The sequence below is a fragment of the Bradyrhizobium sp. USDA 3397 genome (assembly GCF_054060965.1).
The window spans coordinates 1,744,289-1,765,774 of record NZ_JBSSDS010000001.1; the positions used below are offsets into that span (position 1 = coordinate 1,744,289).

Annotated in this window: 24 protein-coding genes, 1 tRNA gene and 1 pseudogene; 12 read left to right on the forward strand and 14 right to left on the reverse strand. The window is 64.6% G+C overall.

Translation table 11 applies throughout. The features are described from left to right. Window positions 1-15: 15 nt before the first annotated feature. From ACVWYQ_RS08130 to ACVWYQ_RS08140, 3 genes are all read right to left on the reverse strand, one after another. On the reverse strand, window positions 16-408 hold the full coding sequence (locus ACVWYQ_RS08130; protein WP_271544414.1) for a curlin: 393 nt from the start codon (window positions 406-408) through the stop codon (window positions 16-18). Window positions 409-526: 118 nt separating this feature from the next. After that, window positions 527-928: a hypothetical protein gene (locus ACVWYQ_RS08135; RefSeq protein WP_036029057.1), complete on the reverse strand. Its 402-nt coding sequence runs from the start codon at window positions 926-928 to the stop codon at window positions 527-529. A 133-nt stretch (window positions 929-1,061) separates the two neighbouring features. Beyond that, complete coding sequence (locus ACVWYQ_RS08140) at window positions 1,062-1,703, reverse strand: response regulator transcription factor (protein ID WP_271544417.1); 642 nt, start codon at window positions 1,701-1,703, stop codon at window positions 1,062-1,064. A gap of 587 nt (window positions 1,704-2,290) precedes the next feature. Here ACVWYQ_RS08140 and ACVWYQ_RS08145 point away from each other — a divergent pair. The 4 genes from ACVWYQ_RS08145 to ACVWYQ_RS08160 are packed head-to-tail and all read left to right on the forward strand — an operon-like array spanning window position 2,291 to window position 6,020. Continuing rightward, window positions 2,291-3,715: an efflux RND transporter periplasmic adaptor subunit gene (locus ACVWYQ_RS08145; RefSeq protein ID WP_404540416.1), complete on the forward strand. Its 1,425-nt coding sequence runs from the start codon at window positions 2,291-2,293 to the stop codon at window positions 3,713-3,715. After that, entirely contained in the window at window positions 3,712-4,437 is a 726-nt protein-coding gene (locus ACVWYQ_RS08150) for an ABC transporter ATP-binding protein (RefSeq protein WP_404540414.1), read from the forward strand. Before ACVWYQ_RS08145 ends, ACVWYQ_RS08150 begins: the two co-directional genes overlap by 4 nt. Then, complete coding sequence (locus tag ACVWYQ_RS08155) at window positions 4,434-5,657, forward strand: ABC transporter permease (protein ID WP_404540411.1); 1,224 nt, start codon at window positions 4,434-4,436, stop codon at window positions 5,655-5,657. Before ACVWYQ_RS08150 ends, ACVWYQ_RS08155 begins: the two co-directional genes overlap by 4 nt. Window positions 5,658-5,699: 42 nt before the next feature. Beyond that, complete coding sequence (locus ACVWYQ_RS08160; RefSeq protein WP_198399585.1) at window positions 5,700-6,020, forward strand: response regulator transcription factor; 321 nt, start codon at window positions 5,700-5,702, stop codon at window positions 6,018-6,020. An 830-nt stretch (window positions 6,021-6,850) separates the two neighbouring features. On the opposite strand, the gene ACVWYQ_RS08165 is transcribed toward ACVWYQ_RS08160, so the two are convergent. Beyond that, on the reverse strand, window positions 6,851-7,423 hold the full coding sequence (locus ACVWYQ_RS08165) for a hypothetical protein (protein ID WP_198399586.1): 573 nt from the start codon (window positions 7,421-7,423) through the stop codon (window positions 6,851-6,853). Window positions 7,424-7,817: 394 nt separating this feature from the next. On the opposite strand from ACVWYQ_RS08165, the gene ACVWYQ_RS08170 reads away from it, so the two are divergent. Then, window positions 7,818-8,477 (forward strand): peroxiredoxin, encoded by a 660-nt coding sequence (locus ACVWYQ_RS08170; protein ID WP_157280498.1) that lies wholly within the window; start codon window positions 7,818-7,820, stop codon window positions 8,475-8,477. A 121-nt stretch (window positions 8,478-8,598) separates the two neighbouring features. Here ACVWYQ_RS08170 and ACVWYQ_RS08175 read toward each other — a convergent pair whose 3' ends face one another. Then, window positions 8,599-10,329, reverse strand: a complete 1,731-nt coding sequence (locus ACVWYQ_RS08175; protein WP_404540407.1) for a methyl-accepting chemotaxis protein — start codon at window positions 10,327-10,329, stop codon at window positions 8,599-8,601. A 171-nt stretch (window positions 10,330-10,500) separates the two neighbouring features. Between ACVWYQ_RS08175 and ACVWYQ_RS08180 the strand changes: the two genes are divergently transcribed. From ACVWYQ_RS08180 to ACVWYQ_RS08190, 3 genes and pseudogenes are all read left to right on the forward strand, one after another. Then, window positions 10,501-10,779 (forward strand): deoxyribodipyrimidine photo-lyase, encoded by a 279-nt coding sequence (locus tag ACVWYQ_RS08180; RefSeq protein WP_456727131.1) that lies wholly within the window; start codon window positions 10,501-10,503, stop codon window positions 10,777-10,779. Beyond that, window positions 10,779-11,000 (forward strand): annotated as a pseudogene (locus tag ACVWYQ_RS08185) (FAD-binding domain-containing protein); the annotation flags it as partial. The gene ACVWYQ_RS08180 and the pseudogene ACVWYQ_RS08185, both read left to right, overlap by 1 nt. A gap of 66 nt (window positions 11,001-11,066) precedes the next feature. After that, window positions 11,067-11,360, forward strand: a complete 294-nt coding sequence (locus ACVWYQ_RS08190; RefSeq protein WP_404540404.1) for a histone — start codon at window positions 11,067-11,069, stop codon at window positions 11,358-11,360. 116 nt (window positions 11,361-11,476) lie between these two features. Here ACVWYQ_RS08190 and ACVWYQ_RS08195 read toward each other — a convergent pair whose 3' ends face one another. Both ACVWYQ_RS08195 and ACVWYQ_RS08200 read right to left on the reverse strand, forming a co-directional pair. Beyond that, a complete protein-coding gene (locus ACVWYQ_RS08195; protein ID WP_404540401.1) occupies window positions 11,477-12,349 on the reverse strand; it encodes a DMT family transporter in 873 nt (290 codons plus the stop codon). A 99-nt stretch (window positions 12,350-12,448) separates the two neighbouring features. Then, window positions 12,449-12,895: a hypothetical protein gene (locus tag ACVWYQ_RS08200; protein WP_404540398.1), complete on the reverse strand. Its 447-nt coding sequence runs from the start codon at window positions 12,893-12,895 to the stop codon at window positions 12,449-12,451. A 300-nt stretch (window positions 12,896-13,195) separates the two neighbouring features. On the opposite strand from ACVWYQ_RS08200, the gene ACVWYQ_RS08205 reads away from it, so the two are divergent. Continuing rightward, complete coding sequence (locus ACVWYQ_RS08205; protein WP_036041425.1) at window positions 13,196-13,459, forward strand: hypothetical protein; 264 nt, start codon at window positions 13,196-13,198, stop codon at window positions 13,457-13,459. A gap of 258 nt (window positions 13,460-13,717) precedes the next feature. Here the strand turns inward: ACVWYQ_RS08205 and ACVWYQ_RS08210 are convergent, their stop codons facing one another. Next, window positions 13,718-13,993, reverse strand: coding sequence for a hypothetical protein (locus ACVWYQ_RS08210; RefSeq protein WP_271544435.1), 276 nt, complete (start codon window positions 13,991-13,993; stop codon window positions 13,718-13,720). Between the two features lie 341 nt (window positions 13,994-14,334). On the opposite strand from ACVWYQ_RS08210, the gene ACVWYQ_RS08215 reads away from it, so the two are divergent. Next, window positions 14,335-14,508, forward strand: a complete 174-nt coding sequence (locus ACVWYQ_RS08215; protein WP_404540394.1) for a hypothetical protein — start codon at window positions 14,335-14,337, stop codon at window positions 14,506-14,508. A gap of 74 nt (window positions 14,509-14,582) precedes the next feature. Here the strand turns inward: ACVWYQ_RS08215 and ACVWYQ_RS08220 are convergent. The 3 genes from ACVWYQ_RS08220 to ACVWYQ_RS08230 form a co-directional block, all read right to left on the reverse strand. Further along, window positions 14,583-14,659 (reverse strand) — tRNA-Arg (locus tag ACVWYQ_RS08220). Window positions 14,660-14,808: 149 nt separating this feature from the next. Then, complete coding sequence (locus tag ACVWYQ_RS08225) at window positions 14,809-15,327, reverse strand: hypothetical protein (protein WP_404540391.1); 519 nt, start codon at window positions 15,325-15,327, stop codon at window positions 14,809-14,811. A 161-nt stretch (window positions 15,328-15,488) separates the two neighbouring features. Then, window positions 15,489-16,061 carry a hypothetical protein gene (locus ACVWYQ_RS08230; protein ID WP_404540388.1) on the reverse strand — a complete coding sequence of 191 codons (573 nt, stop codon included), beginning with the start codon at window positions 16,059-16,061 and terminating at the stop codon, window positions 15,489-15,491. 182 nt (window positions 16,062-16,243) lie between these two features. Between ACVWYQ_RS08230 and ACVWYQ_RS08235 the strand changes: the two genes are divergently transcribed. Beyond that, complete coding sequence (locus ACVWYQ_RS08235; RefSeq protein ID WP_404540386.1) at window positions 16,244-16,630, forward strand: VOC family protein; 387 nt, start codon at window positions 16,244-16,246, stop codon at window positions 16,628-16,630. A 58-nt stretch (window positions 16,631-16,688) separates the two neighbouring features. On the opposite strand, the gene ACVWYQ_RS08240 is transcribed toward ACVWYQ_RS08235, so the two are convergent. Beyond that, on the reverse strand, window positions 16,689-17,186 hold the full coding sequence (locus ACVWYQ_RS08240) for a hypothetical protein (RefSeq protein ID WP_109143382.1): 498 nt from the start codon (window positions 17,184-17,186) through the stop codon (window positions 16,689-16,691). A 251-nt stretch (window positions 17,187-17,437) separates the two neighbouring features. On the opposite strand from ACVWYQ_RS08240, the gene ACVWYQ_RS08245 reads away from it, so the two are divergent. Further along, window positions 17,438-17,791, forward strand: coding sequence for a GrlR family regulatory protein (locus ACVWYQ_RS08245; protein WP_036011154.1), 354 nt, complete (start codon window positions 17,438-17,440; stop codon window positions 17,789-17,791). Here ACVWYQ_RS08245 and ACVWYQ_RS08250 read toward each other — a convergent pair whose 3' ends face one another. After that, a complete protein-coding gene (locus ACVWYQ_RS08250; RefSeq protein ID WP_404540382.1) occupies window positions 17,792-20,479 on the reverse strand; it encodes a PAS domain S-box protein in 2,688 nt (895 codons plus the stop codon). Between the two features lie 187 nt (window positions 20,480-20,666). Then, a complete protein-coding gene (locus tag ACVWYQ_RS08255; protein ID WP_271544447.1) occupies window positions 20,667-21,482 on the reverse strand; it encodes an NUDIX hydrolase in 816 nt (271 codons plus the stop codon). Window positions 21,483-21,486 lie beyond the last annotated feature (4 nt).

Consider the following 21,486-nt stretch of genomic DNA (forward strand, 5'->3'; position numbering starts at 1 on the left):
CCACTTCGGATCAGCTCACGGAGCCTGCTGGAGGACAGTCGATCCGTTCAGGATCCCGAGCTGTCCGACGCCGGCGGTGTTGTTCGCGCCGATCTGGCCGATCAGGCTCGAATTGGAGCCGCCAACCTGGCCGGCCAGTGCGGTATTGGTTGCGGTCGCAGTGGTGCCGCCCTGCCCGATCACGGAGGTGTTGACGGTGAGCAGCGAGCCCGTCTGCAAGGTCGTCGCGGCATTGGTGGCGCCGAACTGCATCGTGGTGGCGTTGTTGCTGGTGCCGCCGCTCTGCGAAATGAACGAAGAGTTGGTCGTGCCGAATTGCAGCACGCTGGCCGAGTTGCCGGCCCGGGCATCGGCTGCCGTCAGTGCACCGAATGCTGCGAGAGTTGCAATGAAATAGGTGATCCGCATGTCCTGTCCTCCGCGAGAATGAGCCGGCGTCGCAATTGACCGTCCTGCCCGGTAGCGGTGCTCTAGAGAGTGGCCCGGACGCACCAACCTGGTGCGTCCGACCCAAACCAACCGTGGCTCAGTTCGCCGTCTGCGAGACGGTGCTGCCGTTGATGCCGAACACGCTGAGCTGGCCGACGGCGGCGGAGTTGTTCTGGAGCGCGGCCGGCCCGAACGAGTTCTGGGTGATCGCGCTGCCGTTGTTGCCGAGCGCCACCTGGCCGGTGGCCGCCGTGTTCTGCACGCCGATCTGGTTCACGGTGCTGCCGTTGTTGAGCGAGGCAGCACTGGTGCCCTGCATCGTCGTCGCACCGTTGATGATGCCGAGCTGGCTGGTCGACGAGGTCGAGTTGGTGAGTCCCTGCTGCGAAACGCTCGAAGAGTTCACGACGCCGACCTGCACGGTGGTGGAGGTGTTGGCGGCCTGAGCTGCGGAGGACAGAGCGAACACGGCAACGGAAGCAAAAAACAATTTACGCATGGAGTATCCCTTTCTGGCCAAGTTGTCTGACTGGTTTCGGATGCCTTCCCGGAAACAGGCCGACATCGTAGGGGTGAGACTGAACCGATCGCGGCCGGCGCGACAGACTGCAGTTCATGCTAGTCGCTACGGACTAGACGCTGCGTGTCGTCTCGGCTTGGCGCCCCATGCTGTCGACCAGCCGCACCACCTCGATCGGCGTACGCAGCTGCAGCTTTCGCATCATCCTGGCACGATGAACCTTCGCCGTCACTTCGCTCACGCCGAGTCTCGCGGCGATCTGCTTGGCGACGAGCCCTTCCGCCATCAGCAGCATGATCTCGCGCTCTCTGGCCGTCAGCGTCTCGACGCGCTGGCGGGCTTCACGGACGCTATCCTCGCGTTGCAGCCGCCTGCGGTCGCGCTCGATGCCGTGCCTGATCGCATCGAGGATCTCCTGCTCGCGAAACGGCTTTGGCAGAAACTCGACCGCGCCGCGCTTCATCGCCTCGACCGAGACGCGGACGTCGGAGTAGCCGCTGATGAAGACGATCGGAATGGATACGCCCGTCTCGGCCAGCCGGCGCTGAAGCTCGAGCCCGGTCGGCGACGTGCCGGGAAACCTCACGTCGAGCACGAGGCATGACGGCCCTTGCGAAACGGTCTCGGTGAGGAACTCGTCGGTCGAGGCGAACAACTTCACCTGATGCCCGGTCTCCTCGCAGAGACTTCCGATCGCGGCTCGAATCTGGGCTTCGTCGTCAACGACATAAACTGTGGCTTGGTCCGAACTCATGGCAATGGGCTCCCCGGCTTGGGGCTCGATGAAAAGGCAGCGAGCTATCCATTCTTCTTGCAAGCGAGATCAAGGTGCTTGGATGATTCGCGCAGATCGAGCGAAGCGCGTCGGTCCGCCGGTTCGAAGTCATAGGGCCAACGCGCGCCGGAGGCGAGTGAAGGCGTTCACATATCGGGCTTCGTGATGGAAGGGCGTCCATCTTGCCGCCGGCGGCATCGGGGAGCAACGACATCGAGAATGCGGCAATGCTGCGTCGTGGTCTCGCCGGCTGCATCATGGCACGCCACCCATGTGACGACTCGACGCCAGCTGCTGCCGCTCCGGCCGGATCAGACGGGACGTTCAGTCAGCTTATCGAGTTCGATACCGCGCGCCTCATATCGATACGCTCCGTATGCATCCTGATCAAATCACGAAAAGTAGCACCCCACCTGCTTTACCACTGGATGATGCGCCACGCCCGACCGTCAGCCCGGCGAGGACGACATACTGACATTCGATACAACCTTAGACGTTTTACAACCATAGCGAGTTTGCCACTTCTTCCCGATTACCCGAAGTCAATTCAATCGGCGAGTTTTGATATGCGATTTGTGCCAGCATTTGCCTTGCTCGGAGCTTCATGCGGCCTCGCTGCGATCCTCTACGCCGCTCCGGGCACGATCGCCGGCGCTGCCGGGAGCGCGGCGGACACGGCGACTCGCGCCTATGAGCAGACCAGGCGGCTGCTCGTGCCCGGCGGCCGCGAAGCGCCGACCTTCGGATCGGATGCCCCCTTGTTCCGCTATGCCTCGATCCAGCGCGGCAGCATCGAGCAGACCGTCACCGTCACCGGCGCCCTGCAGCCGGTCAAGACGATCGAGGTGGGATCGCAACTGTCGGGGCAGCTCGCCCGCGTCTATGTCGACTTCAACGACGCCGTCGCCAAGGATCAGCCGCTCGCTCTGATCGATCCGCGCAGCTTCGCGGCCAAGGTCGACGAGGCCCGGGCGTCGCTGGCCGTCGCCAATGCCCTGGTCGACATCGCCAGGGCCAAGCTCGACCGGGCCAGGATCGATCTGCAGAACGCGAGGGGCAGCCGCGACGTGCTCGCGGCCAAGCTCGAGAGCGCGCAGGCGGTGAAGTCCTCGGCTCAGAAGACGCTGCAGCGCAAGCTGGCGCTGCAGTCGCAGAACGTGGTGGCGACGACCGCGGTCGACGACGCGCAGACTGAGTTCACCGCGCGCCTCGCCCAGGAACGTGAAGCCGAGATCCTGATGTCCCTCAACTCCTATTCGGTGGAGGGTGCACAGGCCGACGTCCGCCGCATCGAGGCGGAGTTGCAGCAAGCGCGCATGGCGGTGCCGGAGAAAGCCGCCGTTCTCGCGGCAGCCCAGGCCGATCTCGACCGCACCATGATCCGTTCACCGATCGACGGCGTCGTGGTCGGCAGGTTCGTCAACGAGGGGCAGACGCTCGCGGTCGGACTTGAAGCGCGCACCACCTTCATGGTGGCGCACCGCCTGGAGGACATGGAGATTCACGCGCAGGTCGATGAAGCCGATATCGGCCGCATCGCACCCGGGCAGCGCGCGCATTTCACCGTCGACGCCTACCCGGACCGCCGCTTCGAGGCCGTGGTGCGCCAGGTGCGCAAGGCGCCGCAGACCCAGCAGAACGTCGTCACCTACACCGTGGTGCTGGCGACCGCCAACCTCGACGGCGCGCTGCTGCCGGGAATGACTGCCCTGGTGAAGATCGTCATCGAACGCCAGGACGACGTGCTGAAAGTGCCGCTTGCAGCGCTGCGATTCCAGCCGACCGGCACGCGGCCGGACGCCGGACGCAGCGGCGTGTGGGTGCGCACCGCCAGCGGCGCGCTGCAGCGCGTCGCCGTCACGGTCGGCGCCGCCGGCACCGAGCAGGTCGCGCTCCGGAGCGGAGACCTCGTCGAGGGCAGCGAGGTCGCGGTCGGCCAGGCCATTCGCCCGGCGGGCATGGAAATTCTCGGAATCAGGTTTGGGTCATGACCGCCGCTGCGCCCCTCATCAGCCTCCAGTCGGTCAGCAGGACCTATCGCACCGAGGGCGTCGCGGTGGCCGCGGTGCGCAATGTCAGCTTCGACATCGCGCAAGGCGAGATCGTCGCCGTGATGGGACCGTCCGGCTCCGGTAAGTCGACGCTGATGAACATGATCGGATTGCTCGACCTGCCGAGCGCGGGCGCGGTCTATCTTCAGGGCGCCAACGTTGCCGATCTCACGGAAGATCGCCGGTCGTCCCTGCGCGCTCGCAGCATCGGCTTCGTGTTCCAATCCTACAATCTGCTCGCCCGCCACGATGCCATCGAGAACGTCGCATTGCCGCTGGTCTATTGCGGCATCGCGCGCAAGGAACGCATGGCGCGCGCGGAAGCGAGCCTTCAGGCGGTCGGCATGCTGCACCGGGCCCATCACTTCCCGCGGCAACTCTCCGGCGGCGAGCAGCAGCGCGTCGCGATCGCGCGCGCACTGATCGCCTCCCCCCTGATCGTGCTCGCCGACGAGCCGACCGGCGCGCTCGACAGCCGCACCGGTGCCGAGATCCTGTCCCTGTTCGCCGCGCTCAACCGGATCGGCCAGACCATCGTCATGATCACCCACGATCCCGGCATCGCGGCCCAGTGCCGGCGCACGATCCACCTGCATGACGGCGAGCTCGTCGGCGACGAAACGCAGGCCCCTGCTCTGCCGAAACAGAGCGCTGTGTCATGACGATGCTGCAGGGCTTCCAGATCGCATTGCACGCCCTGCGCCTCAATCCGCTGCGCAGCTTCCTCACCATGCTCGGCATCGTGATCGGCGTCGCCTCGATCGTGACGGTGTTCGCGATCGGGGCCGGCGCGCAGCTCCGCCTCCAGGAGCAGATCCGTTCGATCGGGGCCAACGTGCTAATGATCACCCCCGGCGCGGTCTACCAGGGCGGCGTGCGTCTCAAGGACGGCAGCAAGCTGACGATGACCGAGAGCGACGTGCAGGCCATTCTCGAGCAGATCCCGGAAATCCAGGCCGCAGCCGGCTCCATCGCGGGAACGGCGCAGGTCATCCACGAGGGCAAGAACTGGAACACGACGATCAACGGCACGACCACCGGCCACTTCATGGTGCGCGACTGGCAGCTCGCGGCCGGGCGCTATTTCTCCGCCACCGAGGAAGCCGGCGCCGGCAAGGTCGTGATCCTCGGAAGCACGGTCGCGCGCGAGCTGTTCGCACCCGGCGACGATCCGATCGGCGCGCAGATCAGGATCATGAAGGTCCCGCTCGAGGTGGTCGGCGTGCTCGACCGCAAGGGACCGGCTCAGGACGACGTCGCCTTCGTGCCGCTCACCACGGCCAAGCTGCGCTTCCTCGGCAGCGCCAGCAAGATCAACCGCGACGCGGTCGCCTACATCATCGCCAAGGTGGCCGCAGACGGTCAGATGGCGGGCGCGCGCGCGGAGATCGCGAACCTGCTGCGGCAGCGCCACCGCATCCCCGCCGGCCAGGACGACGACTTCAAGGTCCAGGATCCCGCCGCCGCCATGGAGGCGCAGCAGGGCGCGATCCGCACCGTCGCGCTGCTGCTCGTCGCCATCGCCTCGGTTTCGCTGCTCGTCGGCGGCATCAGCATCATGAACGTCATGATCGTGTCGGTCACCGAGCGCACGCGGGAGATCGGCATCCGCCGGGCGCTCGGCGGGCGAATGCGCGACATCCGTCTGCAGTTTCTCTGCGAAGCGCTCGTCCTCTGCCTGCTCGGCGGCGCCATCGGCGTCACCGGCGGCATCACGCTCTCGATGACGGTCGCCCGCATGGCCGGTTGGGTCACCTCGATCGACGGCCAGGCGATCGGCCTGTCTCTCGTCTTCTCGATCGCGACCGGCCTCGTCTTTGGCTTCTATCCAGCCCACAAGGCGTCCAAGCTGAGCCCGATCCAGGCGCTCAAGACGGAGTGAGAGCATGCCGGGATGTTCGCAAAGGCCAGGGAGGCATCAGCCATGAGCTCGGATCCGAAGGACTTGATCGCACCGACGCCGCGCGAACGGGAGCTGATGACGCTGATCGCGCGGGGGATGCAGAACAAGAACATCGCCTACGAGCTCAACATCTCGGAGAACACGGTGCGGGCGCATATCGGCAACATCATGCGCAAGTACCGGCTTCAGAACAGAACGCAGATCGCGATCGCCTTTGCCCTGCACACCGCACCATCGTCGCTCCGCCGTGATCTCGCCAAGACCGAACTCTATCCGGCCGCGACGAAGCCGGCGCAGGCGCTTGCACCGAATCCACCGGCGGCGCAGACCGCGCCGGATTGAATGGTTGCAGCTACCATCCCTTGCGTTGCCCGACGGGCAAAACATTCAATCTATGGGTCAACGCGCGCGGCCTAAAATATTCCACTTTACCGAAATTCGGAAATCACATATGTGTCGCGCAACCCGGCCCAAGGAAGAGGGGCGTATCGCGATCGTCACGAACGCGGGCCGGGGGGCGGTGGACGCTGATGGCGTTGGCGCGAAAGGGTTTGCAGGGCGGAGAGCCGTGAGCAAAGACCTCGCGCATACGACCGGTGTCATCGGCGTACGGCAAAATCGTGTGGTCCTGGCGCCCGGGGTCTGTGCGCCAAGTCTTGCGGTGATGTGAGCGGCCCAACCGGGCCCACGCATCAGCCATCCGCAAGGCGACGGGGGCAATAGTGCATCGCTCCCCGGGGAGAGCACGACATAAGCCGTAAAGCCACTGCGCAGGGAAGGCCGGATGTTTGGCTTCACCTGTATGCCGCTGTGCAAATTCTTCGTTGCCACTTTCGCACAGTGGACCGTGGGTGCCCGGCCGGCACCCGGTCTTCCCTGCGCCCTCTTTCAATTATGAGGGTGAGCAAGAAGCAAAGCTCGGGCGAGTCCGCCGCGAGGATGCGAAGGCGTGTCCGCGACCGAAATGCGAATTGAAGAACGCGCTGCCCACCACACACTCCGTCATTGCGAGCGCAGCGAAGCAATCCAGAGTCTTTCCGCGGAGGGATTCTGGATTGCTTCGCTGCGCTCGCAATGACGGTGTTGAGACAGCGGTGTCACAATGCAGTAGTCTCGTGCGCTGGACACGAGCGTGAAACGAAGCTGCGAGCCGCGACCGCGGCCCATTTGCCTTACATCCCGATGTCGAACACGTTCGGCAATTGGCCCGCCAGAGGCAGTGCGGTGGCGCCGAGGAAGGTCGCCACCATCGCCATCAGGCGACGGTTGTTCTGGCGCTTGCCGCGCATCTGGCCGGCGATCCACTCCAGCATCTCGCTGTTGACCTTGGAAGCATAGGACGGCGCCCAGCTCTCGATCTCGGTGTCGGCCGACAGCGCGACGCTGCGCGGCGGCACCTTCAGGCCCGAGGCGCTCGCGGCATAATGGGCGACCGCCTTGGCAAGCAGGTCGTCGAACCGGCCGCCATCGGTGCGCTCGGTCGCGGCCTCGTTGATCTCGAACAGAACTTCGGCCTCGGCGCGGCTGACCGGCTGGTCGTTGACGGCGGTGGCGGTGAGGATGCGCATGCACCAGGCGGTGTCATCGGCGTCGAGCGAGCGGGAGAAATGCACCCGTCCCTTGGTGGTCGGGCCTTCGCCCGTGATCACACCGTCGCGCACGACGGAAAGGGCATGAGCTGCAGTATCGCGGCAGGACGGCACGAGGGACGACGGCTCGGTAGGCTTAGGCGCAGCGGCGGACATAGTTCACTTCCAGACTTCTTCTGATCGACCAGCATTTCCATGCCGGCGTAAAGGGGTGGTTAACGATTCGATACGGGGATCGCGACTTTTCTAGATGGTTGCCAATTGGTCGCTATCAGGACCAATCTGGTTCTAGAACGCGCCGGGCGAGCGTGATGAAAGTCATAAAAGGCATTATCGGGGCGAGCGAGACCGTGTGACCCCGGGTGGAGCTGTTTCGCCGCAGCTGCCGCTGTAACAATAAGGTTGCTAGAAAATCGGCCCTTCAAAGAAGGAATTCACATTTTGCTTGAGCCGGTTCAGTTGGCGTTCACTTAGGCCGGCGAAGCCCTTATAATGGATGTGACGGCCGGAGACGAATTCTCGATTAGATTCAATGAGATGAGGTAAGATCATGACACTTCCGATCGGCGCCACCGCCCCTGACTTCGAAGCCGAAACCACCGAAGGGAAGATCAAATTCCACGACTGGATCGGCGACAGCTGGGCCCTCTTGTTCTCACACCCGAAGGATTTCACGCCGGTTTGCACCACCGAGCTCGGCGCCCTCGCCAAGCTGAAGCCGGAATTCGACAAGCGCGGGGTGAAGCTGATGGGCCTCTCGGTCGATCCGGTCGACCGTCATGCCAAATGGTCGGAAGACATCATGGAGACCCAAGGCGCCGCGCCAAACTACCCGATGATCGGCGACACCGATTTCAACGTCTCCAAGCTCTACGGCATGCTGCCGGCCTCGACCTCTGGCGATCCCCTCACCCGCACGCCGGCCGACAACCAAACCGTCCGCAACGTCTTCATCATCGGCCCGGACAAGAAGATCAAGCTGGTGCTGGTCTATCCGATGACGACGGGCCGGAACTTCCAGGAGATCCTGCGCGTCATCGACTCGCTCCAGCTGACCGCCAAGCATCGCGTCGCCACCCCGGCCGACTGGTCGCAGGGCGACGACGTCATCATCGCGGGCTCGGTCTCCAACGACGAGGCCAAGACGATCTATCCGCAGGGGTGGAAGGAGCCGAAGCCCTACATCCGCATCGTCCCGCAGCCCAGATGACTTTTGGCGGTCGCGGATAGCGGCCGCAAAAATCATCCCGGGGCGATGCGTCAGCATCGAACCCGGGATCTCGAGATCCCGGGGGTGGTCCTTAGGACCATCCCGGGATGACGACCCAGAATCACGCCGCGTGCACGCGGTCGAGGAAGCTCTCGACCTCGGCCTTCAGATGCAGGCTCTCGCCCGACAGCGCCTGGGCGGAAGCAAACATCCGGCTCGACGTTTCACCCGTCTCGCTGGCGCCCTTGGCGGCGTGACGGACATTGACCGCGACATCGGCCGTGCCTGACACCGCGGCGCGCACGCTGGCCACGATGTTGTGCGTCGCGCTTTTCTGTTGCTCGACCGCCGCCGAGATCGAGCCTGCGATGCCGCTGATGCGCTCGATGGTCTGGCTGATCGCCTTGATGGCTGCAACCGATTCCTCGGTCGCAAGCTGCATGCTCTCGATCTGGTTCGAGATCTCGTCGGTCGCCTTCGCGGTCTGGCCGGCGAGCGTCTTGACCTCCTGAGCCACCACCGCGAAGCCGCGGCCGGCATCGCCCGCGCGCGCAGCCTCGATGGTCGCATTCAGCGCCAGCAGATTGGTCTGCTCGGCGATCGAGGTGATCAGCTTGACGACGTCGCCGATGCGCGAGCCGGCCTCCGAGAGCTGCGCGATGCGCTGGTCCGTCGCTTCGGCCTGCCGCACCGCCTCGGCGGAGATCTCGTTCGATTCCTGCACCCGGCGGGTGATCTCGGAGATGGATTGAGACAGCTCGTCGGAAGCGGACGCGGCCGAACGCACATGCTCGGAGGCGCTTTCGGAAGCTCCCGCCGACTGCGCCGACAGATCTGCCGTGGAGCGCGCGGCGTCGGTCAGTTGTCGCGCGGCGCGCTCGAACTCGCCGGACGATGCCAGCACCTTGTCGAGAATGCCGCCGACGCTGCCGCGGAACCCCTCGACGAAGTTGCGCAGCTCGGCCTTGCGCTGCTCGGCTGCGGCAGCGGTTGCCGCCGCCTGCTCGGTGCGTAGGCGCGCCCGCTCCTGCGAGTTGCTCTTGAACACCGCGAGCGTGCGGGCGATCTCGCCGATCTCGTCGGCACGGTCCTCGCATTCGATCGCGACGTCGCCCTGGCCGTTGGCAAGCGCGGTGAGCGAATGCGTCACCGAGGTCAGCGGCCGCGTGATGCGGCGGACGACCAGCAGGGTCAGGACCAGCACCAGAAGCGCGGCAAGGCCGGCAGCGGCAGCCATGCTCTCCATCGCCTGGGACAGCATGCCCTCGAACTGCGTCATGGGGATGCCGACATAGAGAATGCCGGCGACCTTGCCGGTGCCATCGGCGATCGGGAAATAGGCCGTCATGAACGTCTTGCCGAACAGCGTCGCCGGCCCCTTATAGGCCTCGCCACGGCGCAGCGGGGCCTGCCCCGGATGATCGGCGGCAAGCTGGGTCCCGACGGCGCGGTCGCCGTTTTCCTTTTTCACGTTGGTCGAGCGGCGGATGAACTGTCCGCTCGCCGCGTCGAACACGAACAGCGTCGCGTTGCCGCCGACATAGGACACCGCCCTGTCGACGATGGCGTGATCCCTGAAGTCGGGCATTTTGGGGATCTCGGCGCGGACCACCGCGCCGTCCCGGATCGTGATCTTGGCCTCGGGAACGGTCTCCGCAAAGGCCTGCGCCAGCGTGCGCAGATTGACCTCGATGTCGCGCAGGGCGCGGTCGTTGAAGGCGGATGTCAGCGACCAATAGCCGGCGCCGACAACGAGCGCCGTGTTCATTGCGATCAGCAGCACCGCGCACAGGACCGCCTTGGTGCCGAGCTTGAAACGCGGCAGGAACTTCGCCGTTAGAAGATTGGACATGGATGGAATGACCCCCGTAATTCCTGCATATTGGTGCAATTGACTTACAGCCGCATTAACGACGGGTTCCCACCGCGGCGAGCGGCATGGTTTGCAATTGGTAAACGAGGCCTTCCCTGACCCGGCCCCAGTCAGCCGTCCATCATCGTCTGGTTTCGCGACGATCTCCGCCTGTCCGACCAACACGCCCTCCACGCCGCCACGTCCGGAGCGCCGGTGCTTTGCCTCTACGTACTGGACGAGGCGGCGGGGCGAGCGCCGGGCGGCGCGGCACGCTGGTGGCTGGCGCAGTCGCTGCGGGCGCTCGGCGCCGAGATCGGCGCGCGCGGCGGCTCGCTTGTCCTGCGCAGAGGACCGGCGGCCAAGGTGATCCCTGAGGTGGTGCGACAGAGCGGGTGCCCGCGCCGTCTATTGGAACGAGATCGCGCAGGCGCCTCATCAGGCGGTTAATCCAGGGCGAGAAGTTCGATCCTGACGGAGCCTATGTTCGACGCTGGGTTCCGGAACTGAAGGCCCTGCCGGCCAAGCTGATCCACCGGCCCTGGCAGGCAACGCCGATCGAGCTTGCGAGTGCGGGCATCATCGGCAAGACCTATCCGCAGCCGATCGTCGATCATGCCGAGGCACGCGAACGCGCGCTGGCCGCCTACGCAGAAATTCGCAAAGGTTGAGCGTCGCTTTGACACAATTTCGAAACCCGCTATCGTCATCGCTCCATACAAACCGTGGGGGACGATATGGACGACGAGAAGCCGATCACCGAACAGGCGATGGAGACGATCACCACTGCCGTGGAAACGACGAAGGACGCGGCAGTCACCGCAGTCAAGCAGGTGAAGAAAGCCGCCAAGAAGGTCGCGAAGAAAGTAGCGCCGAAGAAGGCGGCCAAGAAGAAAGCCAAGAAGGCTGCGAAGAAGACGACGAAGAAGGCCGCAAAGAAGTCGTCCAAGAAGGCCGCGAAAAAGTCTGCGAAAAAGGTAGCCAAGAAGGCCGGCAAGTCGAAGAAGAAGGCCAAGAAGGCCAAGCGCTGATCGCACCGGAAGACGTCTCCGGGTGCGGGCGCGCCCGGAGACAGCCCGCACCTATCCTCGCCGCTTGCTCGGCGTTGAAGCACTTCCGCGTTTCCGGCGAGCCGAACTGCGTGCCGTCAGGACCGCCAATTGACCACAAAGACCGCCGCGGCGCAGAGCGCCATGCCTGCAATGGCAATCGCGTCCAGCGTTTCTCCGAACAGCAGATAGGCCATCAGGGCCGTGACGGCCGGAACCAAATAGAACAGGCTTGCGACCGAGGTCGCCGCGGCGTGGCGGATCAGCCAGTACAACAGCCCGATCGATCCGATCGAGAGCGCGACGGCGAGCCAGGCGAGTGCAAGCACGAACTCCCGCGTCCAGTGCACCACGCGATCCTCGAACAGGAAGGCGCCGACCGCGAAGAAGATGGTGACTGCCACATACTGCACGAGATTGCCGGACCGCCAGTCGATGTGATTGCAGTAGCGGCGCTGATAGAGCGTGCCGAGCGTGATGCTGACCAGCGAGACCACCGAGGCGAGCCAGCCGAGCCCGGCTTCGCCGGTCATCGGGCGGTTGTGCAGGATCAGCACCACCCCACCGAGGCCGAGCACGAGCCCGGCCCATTGCAGCGGCGTGACCCGTTCGCCGAGCCAGCGATTGGCGATGGTCGAGGTCAGAATCGGCTGCAGACCTGGAATCAGCGCCGACAGGCCGGCCGGAATCGAATGCGCGATCGCAATCGCGGTGCCGCCGAGATAGAAGCCGTGGACGAGGATGCCAGCGACCGCGCTGTGCGCGATGCCGGCGCTATCAGGCCATTTCGGCCGCGCGATGCCTGCGATGATTGCCATCAGCCCCACCACGATCGCCATGCGAATGGCGAGATAGGTCAAGGGATCGGCATTGTTGACGACGTATTTGGTCCCGATGAATCCGGTGCTCCAGAGCAGCACGAACAGGATCGGCGCGGCGTGGGCGGCCAGGGTTTCTTGATTATGGTTCATTGCCGCCCTCATTGCCCGACCCTCGGCCATGCGGCAATGCGAATTTCGTGGTGACGATATGCTGCGCTGCGACGGAGGATCGCGGTGCGTCTCAGCCGCTCACCATTCTTCCGGGCAGGGATTGACGATCTTCCAGAGCTCGACGCCGTTCTTGATCTTCTTCATGTCGGTGGTGAGCCCGCCATTGCGGCGAATCCAGTCCTTCACCGTGTCGGGGTAGTAGGACATGAGATCGGAGGTACCCTCGGCGCTGGTGACCTTGATGCCGAAGGTGAACGCCTTGTCGTAATAGGCCTGGTGGAAGCCGAGGCTCGCGCGCGGCGTCACGCAGATCTTGTTCATCGGCACGATGCCAAGCACGAGCGTGCAGGCCGAATTGCAGATGCCGTCGATGATGACCCGCTCGCCCTTTTCGCGCACCCGCTTGTACTTGGCCTTGTACTCCTCGACATAGCCGCCGTGGTCGCGCGTGATGTGCAGCTCGGCGCGCGCGGGCGTGGCGGCGGCGAAGCAGAGCAACAGCAGACTCGGAAGCGTGATGCGCATGGCGAGATGACGACGAAGGCCTTCAGGAATGTACCGGACTCGAGGGGCCCGCAAATGATCCCCCGGGGCCGGCGGCAGAATTCTTAACCGAATAGTCTTTGGTCATACTTGTGTGGGGAATTCGTTAAGCATCCCGAAAAGGCCAAAAATGGGCAGCTTTGGCCGCATGTCCGGCAATTCTGTCACACCCACCCGGAAATCTGCGGGATTGGCCGTGATTTCGGGCCTCCGGAGCGATGCTTGGCCGCTCGAAATTGCTATAACAGGCTGACCTATTCGAGCGGGTTCCGGAGAATCGAGATGAGCAAGTTGACGCGTGTCGCCGCGGTTGCGGCCTTGACGGCTGCGGTCTTGGCCCCCGCCCTCGCGGAGGCGAACGGCCGCCACCGCTACCACCGCTCCTACGCCAACCCGCTGCCCTACCCGATCAGCTACCTGCACAATTACGGCCCGGGTATCACCCCCGGCACCTTCGCCTACTATGACGGCCCGGCGACCAACCACTGCTACCGCAGCGCGGCCGCCTATATCGGTCAGGACGGCCGGCGGCACCCCTGCTACTGAGGGGCCGCGGCCGCTGCTGCTCCTCTGTTTGGCCAGCGGCAAATTCGCCGGGATGATGGAAGCCTTGGGCACGTGCGCAGGATGTTCGTCGGATCATGGCCGGCTCGAGATGTTTGCACTTTCATGTTGATGGTACCGGTCAAGTCACGACAAGTGGCCTTATCCGCTGACCTCATCTTTTGATGCTGCAGGCCAGTGATCATTGCGCAAGACATGACCTCGCAAAAGCGAAGGGGCCTCGAGGGGCCCCTTCAAACGTTACCAGCGGCGATAGCCGTAGTACCCATAAGGGCGCGGACCGTAATAGCGCGGCGCGTAATACCGCGGGCCGTAATATGGCCGCGGCCTGTAGTAGCCATAGTAGCTTGGCCGCCACCAGCACCGTCCCCAGGCGTCGCAAACCATGCGGACCTGCTCGATGCCGGAGACCTGCGGTGTCGCAGGCGCAGGCGCGATGGGCATGGCGGATGCCGTCGATGACGCAACGAGAGCGCCGAATAGGGACGTAGCCAATCGGCCAGTATTGAGTTTCATGATGTCTTCCTCCGCTTGCGCGATGCAGGATATCGAGGTCGTTCTGATCAAATTGTGGCCGAACCGAAATGTAATACAGATGAACAAACCTTCGGCGAGCTGACCGGGACATCACGGCTCGGCAGCCGCTGAATGCCAGTCATCCATATCTGTCGATCTCGCCGGAGAAGGTCTTCTTCATCATCTCGAAATCGAGTGATCCCACCGCGAAGCGGGGGGAGTGGCGTCGTTCTGGACATCGGTGACGACGACTTGAGCTGCGGCGGCGGTGGGCGCGGCGAAACCACCGTGCGGAGTTCGCGGGCTTCATCCACACGCTCTCAATGTTGAGATCAATCTGGGTGGCGCTGACCCGGATTGGCCACGGCGACGGTGATCTCTCCGATTGGCGTCGACTGCGCGCTCAGGCCGCGCAGACGCACAACCAGGGGGACCGCCTCTCACCGAACTACGAGATCGAGAAGCAATTGCTGCGGTCGGGCGCGCGGCGGCAAACCGGCGTCCCGGCAACCTGATGCACGCGCCGCCGGCCCATCGTCGGCGATCCGCCGCCCGCGCCGCTTTAGAACATATATGGAACAAAGAAGACTGGCGCGCTCGGAAGGATTCGAACCTCCGACCCTCGGAATCGAAATCCGATGCTCTATCCAGCTGAGCTACGAGCGCCCTGGCCCGAGTAGCGGGCCACCGAGATCCGCCGGCCGGCGCTGGCGAGGAGCCAGCACACCCGACGGCGGTCGGATTGGTTTGAATTAGCAGAGAGGCCGGCCAATAAAAAGCCCTTGCCACCTCGATCGAGGCAGCCGAAGGCGCTGTTACCAGGTCGTGTTGAAGAGGCCGAAATGCGGCTGCTGAGCGACCAGCATCATGGGGCGGCCCGGCTGATGCGCCGGATAGGTCCTGACGATCTTACGCTTGGGCTGGGCCTGGACCGGAGAAGTTTGAGCTTGGGGCGTCTGCGGCTGGATGGCCTCGGACTTCCTGGCTGCGGCGGTCCCGGCCCTCGGCTCTGGCGTGAACTGGGCGAAGGTCTCGCGCACCCGCGTCTTGGCCGACATTTCGGCAAAAGCCGGCGACAGGCTCTCCTGTACCGGCGGCTGGGGAGCCGCAACTGCGGCAGTCTGAACCGCGGGTGCGGCAATCGTCGGCTGGCTCGTGTCGAGGACGACGCGCTCAGGCAGATGACGATCGGACCGGATTCGGATCAGCGGCTGGTCGTTGCTTGCGGTCGCAACGGCCTGCGCTACGGGCGCCGCCGGGAAAACGAAATCCGCCGCGAACAGCAGTGTGAGCAAAGCTCCACCGACAAAGATGAGATACCTAAAGATGGGCATTGGCCGCGCTCCGCCCCCCGCATCCCCGCGTGGGCTCTGCTCGCCTCAACAGGCGATCTTCCAATTGGTTCCTGGCCCAGCCGTTCGGTTCAAATGGTGATGCATGGTTTTCGGCCAAGGACCGCAGAAGGTAACTTTTCAGCTACCGGGACAGGCCGCCTTCAAGCGCGGCGTGCTGCAACCGGGGAACATTTTGCCTGATCGGCATTCACGTTAACGAAGCCGATTGGGATACGCACGAAGGTCTTGCGGCTCTTCATGCTGACCGGATCCGCCAGCACGCGGCTGCGGTCGGTCAGATGACTTCCGTCGCGCCGCGTGAAGGCACAGACGATCTCGACATCTTTTACGGCATAGTCGTTGTCGTTTCGCAGCGTGAACGTCACCAGGGCTTTGGAGCCGAGGCCGCCGCGACGCCAGGTCTGTGATGAAATCCTGAGACGACCAAGTCCTGCTGTCGCCGGCACCTGAGCTTCGGACACAGGCGAGGCCACTTTGGACGCATCGCCGGAGGGAGGCGCTTCAACAGCCGCCAGCTCAGGCCTCACCGGCTCAGCACTGTTGCCCTTGGAGAGAGGTAGCAGCATCCAAATGCCGCAACCGACGATGATTGCCGCCAGCAGCCATAGAAGGCTTCGGCCAAATGAGACGCTCGCAATCGTCACGGCCCGCGCCAGTCGTTCGCCGGTGCCGGCCAAGCGCCCCAATCCGAGTCGGTCGAGCCTCGCATTCATGGTTGCACACCGATCGCGACCGCAAGCAGCATCGAAGATGGATTTAGTCACAGCTTACCTTAATTCGGGCGACGAACTAAGGTTCCCCCAACGTCATGCGAGTCGGCAACGGCGGTGGTGACCACCGGCGATACTGCTAGCATGCGCCGTAGCATCGAATAGACCCGTTGGGAGATTATGAAATGCCGTTCGCCGTCGCTTGGGATCACGTCCATCTGCGCAGCCCCGATCCGGAGGCCACCGCGGCCTGGCTGCGGGACATCCTTGGTGGCGAGATCGTGCACGCGCCAGGACGAATCGACGTGAACCTCGGCGGAGCCAGCATCTTCATCGCGCCGCTCGAGGGCGACAGCGCCGTCAGCCCGCCACCTCCGCACCCACATCAGGGCCTTGACCATTTCGGCTTGACGGTGAAGGACATCGACGCGGTCGCCACCGAGATCAAGGCCAAGGGTGTCACGTTCACGCGCGAGCCGACGACCATTCGTCCCGGCGTACGCATCTGCTTCATCCGCGGGCCCGAAGGCATCTCGATCGAGCTGCTCGAGCGCGACAAGAAATATACCTGACGCGACGGGGCGCCCCGCCGTCCAGGCACCGAGCCGGGGACGACGTCACGCCCGAAGGCTAAGTCATGCTACCGGGCATAAAGCAGCGGATGGTGACACCCATGTAGCCGTAGATCGGCCAGACCATGGTGCGTCCCACCCGGTTCGGCTCCGAGATCACGGCCTCCGCGGGCACGTCGACCCAGACGAGCTCCTGCTGCTGGCCATCGAGCGCATAGCCATAGCGCGGGACGCGGACGCGATAATGCCCGTCCTTGCTGTCCCAGTCAGAGTCCGAGAGCGCCGAACCGTCGGCATCGGAGCAGCAAGGCCCCTTGCCGCTGCGCAGACTGTCGAACCAAGCCTTCAATTCGGGATTGGTGTTGGCGAACTGCCCGCGGTCGCGCGCGTGCCCCGAGGGGGCTGCGAGCGCGATCAAAGCCAACGCCGGCGCCAGCCTCGTCAGGTTTGCCCGGCGTATCGCATCGCCAATCCGCCGTTGTTCGCTTTTGCAATTCGTGGGACGCGCACTGTACAGACGCGGCTCATTGCCGCCGGAATCGATCCAGTTGGTCACGTTCGTCTTGCTCCAGCACCCAGCGGCCAGTGCAGCAATGGTTATGCATTTCGCGGGCCAACTCTGATTCGCAACGTCGGGCCTCGCCTCACCATCAGAGCGTCACGACGGTGTCATGGACAAATTGGAACAACTACGGCTCGCAGGCCGCCGCGACCGGCAAACTGCCTCGTTGCGCGCAGGGATGGGCTTTGGCATAAAAGCGGGACCGGTTGCGCCATTGGGCGATGGCGGCCGGCCTACGGGACGTTATGAAAAACGGCCTCTATTCAATTCATGTCACCCTGCTCGATGGTCGAGTCGGCAAGGGCAGCGGCGTGATTCTCTTCCGCGACGGCAAGATTCTCGGCGGCGATGCCTACCTCTATTACACCGGCAGCTACACGGTGAAGGACAACAACAGCTTCAAGGGCGAGGTGCTGGTGCAGCGGCACACCTCGCCTCGAGGCGATGACAATCCGCTGTTCGGCGGCCCTGCCCCGGTCGGCATCGGCGTCACCGGCACGTTCACGGACACGCGCGGACAGATGACCGGCACCGCGCTGGTCGGCAAGGCCAGCCAGATCTTCGGCGCGACGCTGCACAAGCTTGCAGACGTCGATTAGCTATTCCGCGGCCTGTTCGAGCGGCGCCACACGCGGCAGGATCATCTGGATGCGCGTACCGCCACCCGGTTCGGAATCGAGATCGAGCCGGCCACCGAGCCGGTTGGTGACGATGCTGTAGACGATGTGCAGCCCGAGGCCGGTGCCGCCTTGGTCGCGCCGCGTGGTGAAAAACGGATCGAAGGCGCGGCGACGGACGTCGAGCGACATGCCGCAGCCATTGTCGGAGAAGATGATCTCGACGTTGTCCTTGCCGGACTCGCGCACCTGGATCTCGATCGTCCCGGGCCGGCCGTCCGGGAAGGCGTGCGCCACCGAGTTCAGAAACAGATTGGTCAGCACCTGGCCGTACGGGCCGGGATAGCTGTTCATGGTCAGGTCCGGCTGACACTCGACGTTGAGCGTCAGATTGTGCTTACGCAGGCCCGGCCGCAGGCTCATCACCACCTGCTCGGTGAGGTCACCGAGATCGAAAGTACGCTGATCCGAATAGTTGCGGTCGGCGGCGACCTGCTTGAACGACTGGATCAGCTCGGCGGCGCGGTTGAGATTGGAGACGAGCTGCGAGGACGCATCGCGGCTGGTGCTGAGGAAGTCGTTGAGCGTGGAGCGGCGCAGCTCGCCGCGCTCGACTTCGGCGGTGAACATGGCGGTCTTGCGCTCCAGCGCGGAGGCAACCGTGAGGCTGATGCCGACGGGATTGTTGACCTCGTGGGCGACGCCGGCGACGAGGCGCCCGAGCGCGGCCAGCTTCTCGGCCTCGATCAGGGAGGCCTGGGTCTCGCGGAGATTGCGCAGCGCGGTTTCGGCGGCTTCCTTGGCCTTGCGCATCTCCTGCTCGCCGCGCTTGCGCTCGCCGATATCGAGCGCAACGGTCACGATCCGCTCGATCTCGCCCTCGGCGTCGAGCAGCGGCAACTTGTTGACCAGCCATTGCCGCATGTTGCCGGAGGCGTCCTGATACTCCTCCTCATAGAAACCGAGACCTTTTCGAAGCTTGAGCACCCGCTTGTCGCTCTCGTCGGACTTGGATGCGCCGTAGCGCGACATCAGGTCGGCCGTGGTGCGGCCGAGCGCCTCGCCGGGCTCGATGCCGAAGATGCCGGCCATGTAGCGGTTCATCAGCACGTAGCGCAGATTGCGATCCTTGACGTTGATCACCGCCGGCACGGTGTCGATGACCTGCTGGAGCAGGCGCCGGCCTTCGGCGATGGCTTCCTCCGCCCGCTTCTGGTCGGTGATGTCGCGTAGCGTGCCCTCGTAGCGGATGATGTTGCCCGCTTCGTCTCGCACGCCCGTGGCGCTGTCGGAGAGCCAGAGGACGTCGCCGCTGCGCTGGCGCACCTGATACTCGAACTCGCGCACCATGCCGTCGCGCGCCATCAGCCGCTGGTATTCGGCGCGCGCCTCGGGGTGGACGTAGATCGTGTGGGCGATGTCGCTGATGCTGTCGATCAGCTGCTGCGGGCTGTCGTAGCCCATCATGCGCGCCAGCGCGGGATTGGCGTTGAGGAGGTCACCGGCCGGCGTCGTCACGTAGATGCCGTCGATAGAGCCTTCGAACAATTTTCGATAGCTCTCCTCGGCGAGCCGCTGCTCGGTGAGCGCGCGCACCGCCGCCTCGCGCGCGGTGTCGGCCTCCTCCAGCGCGCGGCGAAACACTTCGGCCGCCCGCGCAATGTCGCCGATCTCGTTGCCGAGGTCGGCGGACGGAATTGAGACGTCTTTCCGCCCGGCGGCAAGCGCGCGAATGGATCGCGCGATCTGGGCGAGCGGACGCACCGTCCTGCGCACCACGAACCAGGCAGCGCCGATGCCGATGAGCACGCCGACCGTGCCGAGCACGATGCTTTGCCATCGCGCCTCGGTCAGTGTCCGGGCGAAGTCGCGCGACAGCACGTGGCCGCGCCGGGAGCTGACCTCGCGCAGCAATTCGGTGACGCGGCCGATCAACCGGCCTTCGGTTCCCAGCACCTCGCGATCGATGTCGGCGATCTGCCGCTCGCGGACGGCGACGGCCATGATCGCCTCTGCATAGTCGTTCACCGCCGACTTCAGCTTGGCATCGGCAATATCGAGCCCCCGCATTCCCTGTGCAGCCTGCTCGGCTGCGGACGGGTTGCGCGCGAGCAGCCCGATCGCGATCCGGCCCTGTGCCTCGGACAAGCGGGACGCCAGCTCGCGGTCCGCGGTGCCTTCAACCGCTGCGTCGAATTGTTCGCGCAGCGGCGGCAGTCCGGCGAGCAGCTGGGCGCGGCGGTCGATCAGCGTGGAGATCCGCTCCAGGCCGGAGCGATAGGTTGCGAGCCGCTCGGTGACCCCGTCGAGCATGTCCTGCTGCTCGGGCGCGAGCTCGATGCGGGTCTTCTTCAGGATGTCGCTGAGCGTTGAGGCCGCCTCGCCGACCTGCTGGAACTGGATGCCGGCACCGGGATCCGTGACGAAGTCGCGCGCGGCAAGACGCAGTTCGTTCATGCGGCGATCGATGTCCTCGGCGAGGTCGCCGACGCTCTGCAGCCGCTGCAGCTCCGCGAATGTAGTATCGATGTGCCGGATCGCGATCACGCTCGCCGTCGAGGTGACTATGATCACCGCCAGCACCAACAGGAAGCTACCGAAGGTGAGCTGGCCGATGGAGAGCGAGAAGGTTCGCCTTTTCTCAGGGGACGGCGTCAATTCGGCGGACATTGGTGGTTTGAGGACCGGACTGCTGGAGGTCCAATATACGACGTATTCCTGCCCGGGGGGAACATGCCTCGGGACGCGGAATATCGTTAATATCAGGACCTGCCGCCCGCTTCAGGTTTACGACAGTTTGACGCTGGCTGCCCTGCGGGCCGGGATTCGTCGATACTTCGTTGCGTGTCGAAGTGTATTAGCCGACGGCCCCGACCTCGAACACCTCGCCGTCATAGCCGGCCTCGCTGGGGATGCGGAGCTGACGGCCGGTTTCGGTCTTGGTCATCACCGGCATCACCGTGACGATCGAGAGGCCGCGGGCGTGCTCCAGCGCCGCGCTCACGCTTCCCTGCTTGGCGAGGCGGATCAGGTTGCGTGTGGTCGGGAACGGCAGCTTGAAGCGGCCGCTCTCCCCGCCCTCCACCGCCTCGCGCGGCGAGACCCAGATCGAATCGGTGGATTCCCGTCCGTCATGGGCACCGAGCTGGTCGGGCGGTGCCGCGGCCAGGAAGAACCAGGTGTCGAACCGCTTCGGCATGCCCTCCGGCGTGATCCAGTGCGCATAGGGCACGAGCGTGTCGAGCGCGAGCTGGAGGCCGTTGTCGTCGAGGATCTTCAGGAAACTGATCTTGTGCTCGTTGAGGGCGACGCGGTGAGCGTCCGCGATCTCGCCGGCGCGCTTGGCGTCGATTGGCGCGCCGGTGTCCTTCGACCGCGCCAGCAGGATGCCGCTTTCCTCAAAGGTCTCGCGGATCGCGGCGATCCGGAAGCCGCGGTCCGCTTCGCTGAGGCTTTCGCCGCCCGAATAGAGGTCGGCGCGAGCAACGATCTCGTTGTCGCCGGCATCGACGCTGCCACCGGGAAACACCAGCGCGCCCGAGTTGAACTCGATCTGATGATGGCGGACCATCATGAAGACTTCGATTTCGCCGCGGCTCTTGCCATCGGCCTTCGCGCCGTCGCGCAGCAGGAGGATCGTCGAGGCCGGGCGTGATGCTGATGATTCGGCCATGCAA